Source organism: Novosphingobium sp. (genome assembly GCF_027486195.1).
Lineage (GTDB): Bacteria > Pseudomonadota > Alphaproteobacteria > Sphingomonadales > Sphingomonadaceae > Novosphingobium.
In genome coordinates this window covers 1-13,362 of the sequence record NZ_JAIXPP010000096.1, presented here as the reverse complement: position 1 = coordinate 13,362, position 13,362 = coordinate 1, and the positions used below count along the sequence as shown (strand labels likewise).

Below are 13,362 nucleotides of genomic sequence, written 5' to 3'. Positions count from 1 at the left end.
GACGCGGCCTTTGCAGGCCAGGGCATCGTGTGGGAGTGCTTCGGCTTTTCGGGCGTGAAGGGCTACAACACCGGCGGGTGCATCCACTTCATCATCAACAACCAGATCGGCTTTACCACCAGCCCGCAGTTTTCGCGCGGTTCACCCTATCCGTCCGACGTGGCGAAGGGCGTGCAGGCGCCGATCATCCACGTGAACGGCGATGATCCCGAAGCGGTGACCTTCGCGTGCAAGCTGGCGATCGACTATCGCCAGAAGTTTGGCCGCGATGTGGTGGTCGACATGTGGTGCTATCGCCGCTTTGGCCACAACGAGGGCGATGAGCCCAGCTTCACCCAGCCGCTGATGTATGCGCGGATCAAGCAGCACCCGGCGGTTTCGGAAGTCTATGCGCGCCGCCTGATCGAGCAGGGCGTGATCGACAAGGACTGGAAGGGCGAGACCGAGGACCGCTTTGTCGCGACGCTGGAGGCCGAGTTCGAGGCAGCCAAGGGTTACAAGGCCAACCATGCCGACTGGTTTGGCGGGCGCTGGAGCGGACTGAACAAGCCGGCGGACCCGGAAACTGCGCGGCGCAACGTGGCGACCGGGATCGACCAGAAGCGGTTTGACGCGCTGGGCCGGACGCTGACCACGGTGCCGGACGACCTTACCATCCACAAGACACTGGGCCGCGTGATCGAGGCCAAGAAGGCGATGTTTGCCGAAGGCGAAGGCTTTGACTGGGCAACCGGCGAGGCGCTGGCGTTTGGCAGCCTGCTGACCGAAGGCTTCAACGTGCGGCTTTCGGGCCAGGATTCGGGGCGCGGCACGTTCAGCCAGCGCCATGCGGTGTGGGTCGATCAGACCAGCGAGCGCAAGTTCGTGCCGCTGACCACCCTGCCCCACGGCAAGTTCGAAGTGCATGACAGCCCGCTCTCTGAATACGGCGTGCTGGGCTTCGAATATGGCTATGCGAGCGCGGATCCGAAGACGCTGGTGCTGTGGGAAGCGCAGTTTGGCGACTTTGCCAACGGCGCGCAGATCGTGATCGACCAGTATATCGCGGCCTCCGAAGCCAAGTGGCTGCGCGCCAATGGCCTCGTGATGCTGCTGCCGCATGGCTATGAGGGACAGGGGCCGGAGCACTCCTCTGCGCGGCTGGAGCGCTATCTCCAGCTTTGCGCCGAGGACAATATCCAGGTGTGCAACATCACCAGCCCGGCGAACTATTTCCACGTGCTGCGCCGGCAGATGCAGCGGCCCTTCCGCAAGCCGCTGATCATCATGACGCCCAAGAGCCTGCTGCGCCATCCGCTGGCGAAATCGAAGGCTTCGGACTTCGTTGGCGAGGGGCACTTCATGCGCATCCTTTCCGACCTCAATCCGGCGAGCGATGCAGACACCAAGCGCGTCGTGCTGTGCAGCGGCAAGGTCGCCTACGACCTGATCGAGGCGCGCGATGCGGCGGGGATCACCGATACCCAGATTATCCGGATCGAGCAGCTCTACCCCTTCCCGGGCGAAGCGCTGGCGCTGCGGCTTTCGCGCATGGCGCAGCTTGAAGAGGTGGTGTGGTGCCAGGAAGAGCCGCGCAACAACGGCGCGTGGTTCTTTGTCGAGCCGCTGATCGAGGAATCGCTCAAGGCATCGGGCAGCAAGGTGAAGCGCGCGCGCTATGCCGGGCGGTCTGCGGCGGCGTCCCCGGCGACGGGCCTTGCCAAGCGCCACGCAGCCGAACAGGCCGCGCTGGTGAGCAATGCGCTTTCGCTTTCGGTGCGCGGCGAGCTGCGCCGGACCAAGAAGAAGGCCTGAAGGGCCGCAATTTTCTCAGGAAGACAATCACATGTCTATCGAAGTCAAAGTTCCGGTTCTGGGCGAAAGCGTCAGCGAAGCGACGGTTGGCCAGTGGCTGAAGCAGCCGGGCGAGGCGGTGGCGCTGGATGAACCCATCGCGAGCCTTGAGACCGACAAGGTTGCGGTTGAAGTGCCCTCCCCCGTTGCGGGGATCATGGGCGCGCATGTGGCCGCCGAGGGTGATACTGTGGCGGTGGGCGCGGTGCTGGGGATGATCGAGACGAGCGGGGTGGCTGCGGCTGCTCCTTCTCCGGCGGCTGCTCCGGCGGCTGCGGCGGCCCCTGCTCCGGCGGCTGTCGCTGACGATGCGGCGGCGCTTTCGCCTGCCGTGCGCCGCGCGGTGCTGGAGCATGGGATCGACCCGGCCACGGTGCGCGGGACCGGCAAGGACGGGCGCCTGACCAAGGAAGACGTGCTGGCGGCGGCTGTGGCCAAGCAGGCTGCGCCCGCGCCGGTCGTGGCGGCTCCGGCCCCTGCCCCGGTTCCGGTCGTGGCGGTTTCGGGTGGGCGCAACGAGGAGCGGGTCAAGATGACCCGCCTGCGCCAGACCATCGCCAAGCGGCTGAAGCAGGCGCAGGAAACCGCCGCGATGCTCACCACGTTCAACGACGTGGACATGAGCGCGGTGATGGAAGCACGCGCGAAGTACAAGGACGTGTTCGAGAAGAAGCACGGCGTGAAGCTTGGCCTGATGAGCTTCTTCGCCAAGGCTTCGGTGCTGGCGCTGAAGGACATTCCTTCGGTCAACGCGCAGATGCAGGGCCCAGAAGGCGCTCAGGAGATCGTCTACTTCGATTACGTGGACATTTCTGTCGCGGTTTCGGCGCCCAACGGGCTGGTCGTGCCGGTGGTGCGCGATGTCGACAAGATGAGCTTTGCGGGCATCGAGAAGGCCATCGCCGAATACGGCAAGAAGGCCCGCGACGGCACGCTGACGATGGCCGACATGGCGGGCGGCACCTTCACAATCTCGAACGGCGGTGTGTTTGGCGGACTGATGTCCACGCCGATCATCAACCCGCCGCAGTCTGCCGTGCTGGGCCTGCACCGGATCGAGGACCGGCCTGTAGTGCGGGACGGGCAGATCGTGGTGCGGCCGATGATGTATATCGCGCTTTCGTATGATCACCGGATCATCGACGGGCGCGAGGCGGTGACGGCGCTGAAGACGATCAAGGAAGCGATCGAGGATCCGACGCGGCTGCTGATCGATATGTGAGGGCGTTATGCGCGGGGTTCTTGCGTTCATGCTTCTGGCGGGTGCATTGCCCCTCCACGCTAATGCGGAACCCTTGCGCTTCGTTCCCTTCACCGATCAGTTTCTTGCAATTGAAATTCCGGCGGCAGCAAAGCGGAGCGACGCCGACAGTTTTCACGTAGCGTTTGGTGCCCAGCAGGCGAGCTTTGAATTGAGCTGGTCTACGCCCCATGTGAACGACCGAACAGTCGCTTGCGGTGCCAGCGCGGCCACGTATCGGATCAGCAGGTCGAACATCTTTGCCTTCTCCTGCCTTGTCGATGGCAAGGTGGTCTACCACGTCGAGAAGTTCGGTCGGACCTACCGTGTCGGTGCCAGTGATGCGACCGAGACCGTTGAGTTGAATATGACTTATCCTGCGGACCAGCGTGCATTCTGGGACCCTATTGTTACGCATATGAGCCGGACGCTGCGGGTCCAGGCGCAGAGAAGGTAATCTCCCATGGCTGAATACGACTACGACGTCCTCATCATCGGTGCCGGTCCCGGCGGATATGTTGCGGCCATTCGCGCGGCGCAGTTGGGGCTGAAGGTGGCTTGTGCCGATGGGCGTGAGACGCTGGGGGGTACGTGCCTCAATGTCGGGTGCATTCCTTCCAAGGCGTTGCTGCACGGTTCGGAGAAGTTTGCCGAGGCGGTCGATGGCACCTTTGCCAAGTACGGCATCAAGACCGGGCCGGTAACGCTCGATCTGGCGGCGATGCAGCAGCAGAAGCTGGATTCGGTGAAGCAGCTGACCGGCGGGATCGAGTTCCTGTTCAAGAAGAACAAGGTGACCTGGCTCAAGGGCTATGCCGCGTTCGAGGATGCGCACACGGTGACGGTTGCGGGCGCGAAGGTGACAGCGCGCGATGTGGTGATCGCGACCGGTTCGAGCGTGACGCCGCTGCCGGGAGTGACCGTGGACAACGATGCAGGTGTTGTGGTCGATTCCACCGGCGCGCTGGCGCTAAGCCAAGTGCCGGAGCATCTGGTGGTGATCGGCGGCGGCGTGATCGGGCTGGAGCTGGGTTCGGTGTGGCGGCGGCTCGGCGCGAAGGTGACGGTGGTGGAATTCCTCGACCAGTTGCTGCCCGGCATGGACGGCGATGTGCGCAAGGAAGCGGCCAAGATCTTCAAGAAGCAGGGCATGGAGCTGAAGCTTTCCACCAAGGTCACGGGCGTTGCCGTGAAGGGCAAGACCGCGACCTTGACAGTGGAGCCTTCGGCAGGCGGCGCGGCGGAGACGCTGACGGCGGACTGCGTGCTCGTTTCCATCGGGCGGCGGCCGAATGTGGAAGGGCTCGGGCTCGAGAAGATCGGCCTTGAGGTCAACAAGCGCGGGCAGATCGAGACGGGGCATGATTTCCGCACTTCCGTGCCGGGCGTATGGGCGATCGGCGACGTGATCCCCGGGCCGATGCTGGCGCACAAGGCCGAGGACGAAGGCGTCGCCGTGGCGGAATTCATCGCCGGGCAGACGGGCATCGTGAACCACAACGTGATCCCGAGCGTGGTCTATACCTTCCCCGAGATCGCGGGCGTGGGGCTGACCGAAGAGGTCGCGCGCGAGAAGGGCGAGGTGAAGGTTTCGAAGTTCCCGATGCTGGCCAACAGCCGCGCCAAGACCAATCACGAACCCGACGGCTTCGTGAAGGTGATCGCGGACGCGAAGACCGAGCGCGTGCTGGGCGTGTGGTGCATCGCCTCGGTCGCGGGGTCGATGATTGCCGAGGCCGCGCTGGCGCTGGAATTTGGCGCGACGGCGGAAGACATCGCCTATACCAGCCATGCGCATCCGACCCATGCCGAAGCGCTGAAGGAAGCGGCGATGGGCATTGGCGGGAAGCCGATTCATATTTGATGTTGGGGCTGCGGGAGGGTTTCTCGCAGAGGCGCAGAGGGAAAGAAGGGCGCGGAGGTGTAGCGCCTCGCGGCAAAGCCGCGCCTTGATCGTCTGCTATTGAGGCGGCTGTCGCCGGGGCGAGCGGGACACCTTTGCGTTCTCTGCTTCCTTTGTGATCTCTGCGAGAAACGGCGTACCGCGCGCCGGGTGCCCCTCCACCACCTTCGGTGGTCCCCCTCCCCGTACAGGGGAGGTTCTAGGTCTCCGCAACCGAAGCTCAGTTCAACAAATCCCCGTCGCCCCGTGCTTGACACGGGGCTTGGCTGGCCTGTGCCGCCAAGATGAGCCAAGGCCCGTGTCAAGCACGGGCCGACGAAAGCCTTTTGAACAAAGGCACCGAACCTCCGTTCCGCCAAACTAAGCCCGCTTGCGGACTTCCACTTCGAGGAACTGGGGGGTGCTGCTGCTGGCCATGCGGGCGGCGGTGGCGAGGGCATAGGGGCTGGCGCGGTAGCGGGTGACGAGGCCGCCGGCGCCGTCGCTGACCAGCGGGGTTTCGAATTCGACGCCGATGGTCGCATCTTCGGAGCGCGAGACGGTGACGACGGCGAGCTGGCCCGCGCCGAGATCGAGCACGAGGCTGGTGCCGACGGGCACACCGACGAGGCCCTCTATCCCCGCGCCCGTGGCAGAGAGATTGCGTAGCAGCGCTTCGTAGCGGTGGTCTTCGTGGATCACGCCGATGCGGCGATAGACCGAGCGGCGCTCAGGCCGGTGGCGCTGCGGGCCATCGGGCGGGATGCGCAGTTCGCCCGCCGCCATGCGCTGGAGCAGCACCGCTTGTTCGAGCGGGGGCGAATAGAGGTAGCCCTGGATGAACCGGGCGCCCTTGGCGCAGACGACATCGCGCTGATCGAAGGCCTCGACGCCTTCGACGGTGGTTTCCATGCCCAGCGCATCGGCCAGCCCGATGATCGCGGCGATGATCTTGGCGCTGTTCTGATCGCTGAGGGTGCAGCTTTCGACGAAGCTGCGATCGACCTTGAGCTTGTCGAACGGTGCGGCGCGCAAGTAGCTGAGCGAAGAGTAGCCGGTGCCGAAATCATCGAGCGCGAGGCGGACGCCAAGGGACTTGAGCGCCTTGAACGCGCCATCGGTTACTTCACCATCGCCCATGAACACCGATTCGGTGAGTTCAAGCTCCAGCCGATCCGGATCGAGGCCGCTGGCATCGAGCACATCGGAAACGATGCCGGGAAAATCGGGGTGGGCGAACTGCACTGCCGAGACATTGACCGCGACGCGCAAGGGGTGCGGCCAGAGCGCGGCATCGCGCACGGCCTGGCGCAGCGCCCAAGCGCCGAGCTGGAGGATCATCCCGGTATCTTCGGCAACGGGGATGAACACCGAAGGCGGAATCGCGCCGCGCTGCGGATGCTCCCAGCGCATCAGCGCCTCGAAGCCGACGACGGCGTGATCATCGGTGCGCACGACGGGCTGGTAGACCATGCCGAGCTGGGGATCATCCCAGCTGTCGTCCGAACCATCGACCGAGGCGATGGCCTCGCGCAGCGCTTCTTCGAGCAGGCGGCGCTCTTCCTTCTCATCCTTCAAGTCGGAGGAGTAGAAGCGGAACTGGCCGCGTCCGCCGTGCTTGGCGGCATAGAGCGCGAGGTCTGCGGCGCGGACGATATCCTCGCGCTCGGTGCCATCGAACGGGGCGATGGCCATGCCGATCGAGACGCCGATGACGACGTGGTTGTCGTCGATCGAATAGGGCTGCGAGATGAGGCCGATGATCCTGTCGGCGAGTTCGCCCAATTTGCCGCGGTCTTCCTGATCGGCGAGCAGGATCTGGAACTCGTCGCCGCCGAGGCGGCCGATCTCACCCGCCGAGCCGACGACGCGGGTGAGGCGCTGGGCGACCTGACGGAGGAGTTCGTCGCCCGCAGGGTGGCCGAGCGTATCGTTGACGTGCTTGAACCGATCGAGATCGAGCATCATCAGCGTAGCGGGGCGCAAGGTGCCCCGGAACGCGGCGAGCACAGAATCGAAGCGGCGGGTGATGCGGTGACGATTGGCAAGGCCGGTGAGCGAATCGAATTCGGCGAGGCGCGAATCCTCGATGCGGCGTTCGTATTCCACCGTGATATCGCGCGCGCTGCCGCGATAGCCGTGGAACGCGCCGTCCGTTCCCGGCTTCGCCACATCGATCTTGGGCTGGCCCGAAAGCGCCCACCATGCGCGGCGCGTGCCGGGTGCGCAGCGATCAGGGACGAGGCGCACGGTCACGTCCGCGATCCGCGTGTGCGTGCCAAGCAGGAACTGCAGCGGGCGGTCCGAGCGTTCGCCGGGGTTTTCGGGATCAGTTTCGAACAGGCTGGTAAAGGGCTGACCGATCAGCATTTCCGGCGTAAGACCGAAGCGTTCACAGGCAGCGGGGGAGATATAGGTCAGGCAGCCGGAGGCATCGGTGGCCCAGAACCAACCGGAATGGCCACGCTCGATATCCTCGAACACGGCCAGCCGATGCGCGGCATCATCACCGGGAGGCGCCGGTTGCTGCGGCTTTGCGCCGTGCCAGGTCTTGAGCAGATTCTTCACTGCGCGCAGGGAGCCTGTTGGAGAAAAAGACCGTTCCGGCTCGCATCTTAGGCACGCACTGGTTACTTTCGTCCTAAGTGGAGCGTTAATGAGCCCGATTTCCGTCCTTGCGCTGAACCTGCCCGTGGCGCCGCGATTGCCGGCTTCGGATGTCTTTGCCCTGATCGCGGCACTGGACCCGGCGGGCATCGCGATCACCGCGCTGAGCGGGGCGCTGCTGGCCGCGCGGATGCGGCAAACGTTCGTGACGATGGCGTTCTTTGCGGTGGTGACGGGCGTGGGCGGCGGCACGGTGCGCGATCTGCTGATCGGGGCGCCGGTGTTCTGGGTGCACAATGCCTGGACCGCGCCGGTGTGCCTGGGCGTGGCGCTGATGGTGTGGTTCAGCCCTTCGCGCTGGTGGCAGGGCGAGAGCACGCGGGTGATCGAATGGGCCGATGCGGCGGGGCTTGGCGCCTATGCCGTGCTGGGGACGGCGAAGGCGCTGGCGCTGGGCGTGGCGCCGGTACCCGCGGCGATGATGGGGGTGATCACCGGCTGCGTGGGCGGCGTGATCCGCGACGTGATCGCGGGGCGGCCTTCGATCATCATGCGACCCGAGCTTTATGTGACGCCTGCCGCGCTCACCTCGGCGATTTGCGCGGGTGGGCATATGGCGGGGATCGACAAGATGATCGTATGGCCGGTGGCGGCACTGGCAGGCTTTGGCCTGCGCGGCGCGGCGATCCAGTGGCAGCTGGCGCTGCCGGCCTATGGATGGCGTAGCAGGGGGAAATGAGGATGCGGACGTTTTTGCTGGTTGGCGCCCTGTTGCTGGCAGCCGGAACAAGTGCTGCGGAGCAGGCGAGCCCTTATGGCCAGTGGCGCACGCCCGAGCGCGGCGGGCTGATCGAGGTGAGCCAGTGCGATGGCGGGCTTTGCGGGAAGATCCTCGGCGGATCGGGCGGCGGCGCGGAGGACAAGTTCGACCGCAACAACAAGAACCCGGCGCTGCGGGGACGGCCTTTGATCGGGATGTATATCTTCCGCGGGCTGAAACCGGCAGGCGGGAGCTGGAAGGGTTCGATCTACAATCCCAACGATGGCGGGACCTATGCGGCGACGGTTTCGCTGCGTTCGCCGGGGGAAATGGTGGTGAAGGGGTGCTTGGTCTGGCCGCTGTGCAAGACGCAGGTCTGGGCGAAGGTGCGGTAGGCGGAATTACCCCTCCGTCAGCCCTGCGGGCTGCCACCTCCCCATTTGTGCTGCGCAAAAATGGGGAGGATCAACGCCGCCTTAGTCCATCGTGACGACGACTTTGCCGACGGCCTTGCGGTCCGCCAGCATGGCGATGGCTTCGCCGCCGCGATCGAGGGGGAAGCGAGCCGAGACGCGGGGGTTGATCTTGCCGGCTTTCAGCATCTCGAACAGTTCGGCGACATGTTCGGCGTTCTTCTGTGGCTCGCGCGCGGTGAAGGCGCCCCAGAACACACCGCAGACATCGCAGGATTTGAGCAGGGTGAGGTTGAGCGGGAGGCGCGCGATGCCGGCGGGGAAGCCGACGACGAGGAAGCGGCCTTCCCACGCGATGGCGCGAACGGCCGGCTCGGAATAATCGCCGCCGACGATATCGTAGACGATGTCCGCGCCGTTCGGGCCGCAGGCGGCCTTGAAGGCATCGGCGAGGGCCTTGCTCTGGTCCTTGTCGAACGGCGGGCGGCCATAGATCACGACATCATCCGCGCCGGCTTCGCGCGCAGCGACGGCCTTTTCCTCGCTGGAGACGGCGGCGATTACGCGGTTGCCGTAGGCTTTGCCGAGTTCGATGGCGGAAATGCCGACGCCGCCGGCCGCACCGAGGATGAGCATGGTTTCGCCCGCCTTGATGCGGCCGCGATCCTTGAGGCCGTGGATCGTGGTGCCGTAGGTCATCAGCAGCGAGGCGCCTGTTTCAAACGACACGCCTTCAGGCAAGGAGAACATGCGCGCCGCATCGAGTGCGACCTTTTCGGCAAGGCCGCCGTTGCCGCACATGCCAATGATGCGGTCGCCCACCTTCCACTGGGTGACACCTTCGCCCACGCTTTCGATGACGCCCGACACCTCGCCGCCCGGCGCGAAGGGGCGCTGCGGTTTGAACTGGTACATGTCGCGGATCATCAGCGTATCGGGGTAGTTGATCGCGCAGGCCTTGACCGCGACGACGACCTGGCCGGGGCCGGCAGTGGGTTCATCGATCTCGTCGAGGGTGAGGGTTTCGGGGCCGCCGACGGCGTGGGTTCTGAGGGCTTTCATCGATCTCTCCGGTGCGTGTGTTTGCGCCTTTGAGCCATGTTTTTGGGGGCTTGGGAAGCCTTATTTAAGCGGGTGGTTAAGGGAGGGGTTTCTCGCAGAGACGCAGAGGAAAAGAAGAGCGCAGAGAGGTTGCTTGTGCCTCCGGCGTCAGCCGGAATGACGAACGTGTCGCGCATATTGGGCGCGGCTTCGCCGCTAGGGTGACCTCTTTGCGGTCTCCTTTCTCTTTGCGTCTCTGCGAGAAACGCCCTTCTACCTTGTCAGGCGGGATGGACGAGGAAGGGGCGCTCGGCGCTGGCTTTGGCTTCGTAGGCGCTGATGGCGTCGCCGCGGGCCATGGTGAGGCCGACTTCGTCGAGGCCGTTCAGCAGGCAGTGCTTGCGGAAGGCGTCGATCTCGAAGGTGAAGCGGTCCTGGAAAGGCGTCGTCACGGTCTGCGCTTCGAGGTCGATGTGGACGGGCTCGGTTGCCGCGACTTCCATGAGGCGGTCGATGGCTTCCAGCGGCAGGACTACGGTGACGATGCCGTTCTTGAAGGCATTGCCGGAGAAAATGTCGGAGAACGAAGGCGCGATGACGGCCTTGATGCCGAGATCGAGCAGTGCCCACGCGGCGTGTTCGCGGCTGGAGCCGCAGCCGAAGTTGTCACCCGCGATGAGGATCGGCGAGCCCTTGAACTCCGCGCTGTCGAAGATGTTGTCCGGATCCTTGCGGATCGCCTCGAACGCGCCGCGACCGAGGCCTTCGCGGCTGATCGTCTTGAGCCAGGCGGCGGGGATGATCACGTCGGTATCGACGTTCTTGCGGCCGAACGGGATGGCGCGGCCATCGATGGTGGTGACGGGTTCCATGGCGCGGGCCTTAGCCGGTGGGGTGGGCCGGATGCAAGGGGCGGCGCTTGATCGGATAGCTCGGTTACCCCTCCCCAACCCCTCCCCGTGCGGGGAGGCGCTTTTCGGGGGTCAGTCCGTGTCGATGGGATCGACGGGGGGCTTGGGAGCCGCCTTTTCCGCGCGTTCCTTGCGGCGCGAGGAATAGAGGAGAGCGGCGGCCAGTGCGGCCGAGCCGATGGCTGCGCCGGCAATCGCGGCCGGGCCGGTCCAGCTGTTGCTGCTCTCTTTATCGGTCTTCTTGGTCACGGACGTGCTCCTTGATCCCGCCTCACCTTCGAAGTGGCCTTGGCGAGCCGTGATTGCAAGCGGGCGAAGGGGGCTATCCGCAGGTGTGATGGGAAGAGGGGGTTTCTCGCAGAGACGCAAAGGGAAAGAAGGGCGCAGAGACGCGGTGGTGGTGAGCCGGCGTGGGCCGGAGCTTTGGCCGTGTCTGCCTGAAGCCGCTTCGCGGTCTCTTCTTCCTTCGCGTCTCTGCGAGAAACAGCTTCCTTACATCCCGTCGACGGCCTTGCTGACCATCACGTTGACCGCAACGCGGCGGTTCTGCGCGCGGCCTTCGGGGGTGCTGTTGTCGGCCAGCGGATTGGCGGTGGCCATGCCCGAGGGCGTGAGCATCTTGTAGGGCTTCCAGCCGCAGGCCTGCTGCAGATAGTTGACCACGCGGGTGGCACGCTGATCGCTGAGGCGCTGGTTGAGGTCTTCGTTGCCCTTGGAATCGGCATAGCCGACGACGAGCAGGACCGCGTTCTTGATGCCCTGCGCCTGCGTGGCGGTGGCGCAAAGATCGGCCTTGCCCTGCGGCGTCAGCAGCGTCTTGCCCGAGGCGAAGTTCACGTTGGTGGTGCTCTTGATATTGTAATCATCGATATCGCCAAAGCGGGTACGCAGCGCCTCGGTCATCTGGCGGACTTCGGCAGTGGCAGCGCTCTGCTCCTCGAAGCCCTGCTTGGTGCCGGTGCGGATCATGTTGGCGATCTTGAGATCCTTGTCCTTGAACTGGATATCCGCCGCCATCAGCGCATCGCCTGACTGCAAGGTGTGGACCGTGACGGGGAGGCCATTGAGCAGCGCATTGGCGGCAAGCTGCTGACGGCTCATGCCGAAGAGGCCCTTGCTCGAGCGGATCTTGGTGTAGTCGTTGACGTTGACGATGGTCTTGGTGCCATCGTCAGCCGTGATTTCCATGCGGTCTGCGCTGCGGCGCGAGATTACGCCCTTGATGTCCGGTCCCTTGGGCAGGGCGGCGGCATCGCTGGTGGGGGCGACGATGGTGCGCAGCTCGGCGCCGGTGGCGACGGGGGGCTGGGTCTGATTCTGCTGGCTCTGATCGACCGGCGGGAGTTCCTGCGCCAGCGCGAATGAGCCGGCCGGCAGCTGCGCCGCAAACGCGACGGCGAGGGCAAGGCCGGTCTTTCCGGTAGTGAGGGCACGCATCGGGTTACTCCTTCAAGCTCTGTCATGACGCCGCGCGGGGGTACTGCGGGCGGAAGCCGGATGCTTCGCAGCAAGGTTTTGCAGCGTGAAGATGAACGGCTACGTCTCTTCCCTGCTGGAGCAGGCTTTCTGCCAGATGAACAGACAGGTTCAGATAGGTCGTGGCAAGGCTGCACCGTGCGGGTGCTGCGACAGAACGTTGCCGATACGTACAAATGCCTGAATCAGCCCGATTTGGCGCTGTCGACCAGCCGTGCACAGGGCAAGGCGGGCCGACAGCATAACCGGACAAGGCGAGCGAGAGGCGCTGCGGGAGGTGGAGTCGGGGCGGCTCAGACCAGTTCGCGCACGTCCGTCAGCCGGCCTGTCACCGCTGCGGCGGCGGCCATGGCGGGCGAGACGAGGTGCGTGCGTGCGCCGGGGCCCTGGCGGCCGACGAAGTTGCGGTTGGACGTGCTCGCGCAGCGTTCGCCCGCAGGGACTTTGTCCGGGTTCATGCCGAGGCAGGCCGAGCAGCCGGGTTCGCGCCATTCGAGGCCGGCTTCGAGGAACACTTTGTCGAGGCCCTCTTCCTCAGCCTGCCGCTTGACGAGGCCCGAGCCGGGGACGACGATGGCCCAGGTGACGTTCGCGGCCTTCTTGCGGCCCTTGAGCACGGCGGCGGCGGCGCGCAGGTCTTCGATGCGGCTGTTTGTGCAGCTGCCGATGAAGACGTTCTGGATCTCGACCGAGGTGAGCGGCTGGCCGGGTTCGAGCCCCATGTAATCAAGGCTGGCGCGCGCGGCGGCCTGCTTGGACGGATCGGCGAAGCTTTCCGGCGCGGGGACGACGCCGGTGATGGGCAGCACGTCTTCCGGGCTGGTGCCCCAAGTGACGCTGGGGGCGATGTCCGCCGCGTTGATGACGACGGTCTTGTCGTATTTCGCACCCGCATCGGTGGCGAGGCTACGCCACCACGCAACGGCCTTGTCCCAGTCCTCGCCCTTGGGCGCGTAGGGGCGGCCCTTGAGGTAGGCGAAGGTCTTGTCGTCCGGCGCGATCAGGCCGGCGCGGGCGCCGTGTTCGATCGCCATGTTGGAGACGGTGAGGCGGCCTTCGATGCTAAGGTCGCGGATGACCTGCCCGGTATATTCGATAACATGGCCGGTGCCGCCCGCAGCGCCGAGCACGCCGGTGATGTGGAGGACGACATCCTTGGCGGTGACGCCGGGCAGCAGCGTGCCTTCGACGCGGACTTC

The 13,362-nt window shown here is 65.2% G+C and carries 12 protein-coding genes; 6 read left to right on the top strand and 6 right to left on the bottom strand.

Translation table 11 applies throughout. The annotated features are described in order from the left end of the window. The 4 genes from Q0071_RS17575 to lpdA all read left to right on the top strand — a co-directional run. On the top strand, positions 1 to 1,794 hold a 1,794-nt coding region (locus Q0071_RS17575), incomplete at its 5' end, for a 2-oxoglutarate dehydrogenase E1 component (RefSeq protein WP_298172558.1). Positions 1,795 to 1,825: 31 nt separating this feature from the next. Further along, positions 1,826 to 3,055 carry a 2-oxoglutarate dehydrogenase complex dihydrolipoyllysine-residue succinyltransferase gene (odhB, locus tag Q0071_RS17570; RefSeq protein ID WP_298172555.1) on the top strand — a complete coding sequence of 410 codons (1,230 nt, stop codon included), beginning with the start codon at positions 1,826 to 1,828 and terminating at the stop codon, positions 3,053 to 3,055. 7 nt (positions 3,056 to 3,062) lie between these two features. Next, positions 3,063 to 3,530, top strand: coding sequence for a hypothetical protein (locus Q0071_RS17565; protein ID WP_298172552.1), 468 nt, complete (start codon positions 3,063 to 3,065; stop codon positions 3,528 to 3,530). 6 nt (positions 3,531 to 3,536) lie between these two features. Next, on the top strand, positions 3,537 to 4,937 hold the full coding sequence (gene lpdA / locus Q0071_RS17560) for a dihydrolipoyl dehydrogenase (protein ID WP_298172549.1): 1,401 nt from the start codon (positions 3,537 to 3,539) through the stop codon (positions 4,935 to 4,937). 399 nt (positions 4,938 to 5,336) lie between these two features. On the opposite strand, the gene Q0071_RS17555 is transcribed toward lpdA, so the two are convergent. After that, entirely contained in the window at positions 5,337 to 7,523 is a 2,187-nt protein-coding gene (locus Q0071_RS17555) for an EAL domain-containing protein (RefSeq protein WP_298172545.1), read from the bottom strand. 229 nt (positions 7,524 to 7,752) lie between these two features. Here Q0071_RS17555 and Q0071_RS17550 point away from each other — a divergent pair, with 229 nt between their 5' ends. Beyond that, entirely contained in the window at positions 7,753 to 8,301 is a 549-nt protein-coding gene (locus Q0071_RS17550) for a TRIC cation channel family protein (protein ID WP_298172562.1), read from the top strand. Between the two features lie 2 nt (positions 8,302 to 8,303). Beyond that, the gene (locus Q0071_RS17545) at positions 8,304 to 8,717 is read left to right on the top strand and encodes a DUF2147 domain-containing protein (protein ID WP_298172542.1); all 414 of its coding nucleotides are present in this window, start codon (positions 8,304 to 8,306) and stop codon (positions 8,715 to 8,717) included. A gap of 81 nt (positions 8,718 to 8,798) precedes the next feature. Here the strand turns inward: Q0071_RS17545 and Q0071_RS17540 are convergent, their stop codons facing one another. From Q0071_RS17540 to Q0071_RS17520, 5 genes are all read right to left on the bottom strand, one after another. After that, complete coding sequence (locus Q0071_RS17540; RefSeq protein ID WP_298172540.1) at positions 8,799 to 9,797, bottom strand: NADPH:quinone oxidoreductase family protein; 999 nt, start codon at positions 9,795 to 9,797, stop codon at positions 8,799 to 8,801. Between the two features lie 260 nt (positions 9,798 to 10,057). Then, the gene (leuD, locus tag Q0071_RS17535) at positions 10,058 to 10,648 is read right to left on the bottom strand and encodes a 3-isopropylmalate dehydratase small subunit (protein ID WP_298172537.1); all 591 of its coding nucleotides are present in this window, start codon (positions 10,646 to 10,648) and stop codon (positions 10,058 to 10,060) included. 111 nt (positions 10,649 to 10,759) lie between these two features. Continuing rightward, complete coding sequence (locus Q0071_RS17530; RefSeq protein ID WP_298172534.1) at positions 10,760 to 10,936, bottom strand: hypothetical protein; 177 nt, start codon at positions 10,934 to 10,936, stop codon at positions 10,760 to 10,762. A 243-nt stretch (positions 10,937 to 11,179) separates the two neighbouring features. Then, positions 11,180 to 12,124, bottom strand: coding sequence for an OmpA family protein (locus Q0071_RS17525; RefSeq protein ID WP_298172531.1), 945 nt, complete (start codon positions 12,122 to 12,124; stop codon positions 11,180 to 11,182). 332 nt (positions 12,125 to 12,456) lie between these two features. Then, a partial coding sequence (locus Q0071_RS17520; RefSeq protein ID WP_298172528.1) for an aconitase family protein occupies positions 12,457 to 13,362 on the bottom strand: 906 nt, incomplete at its 5' end.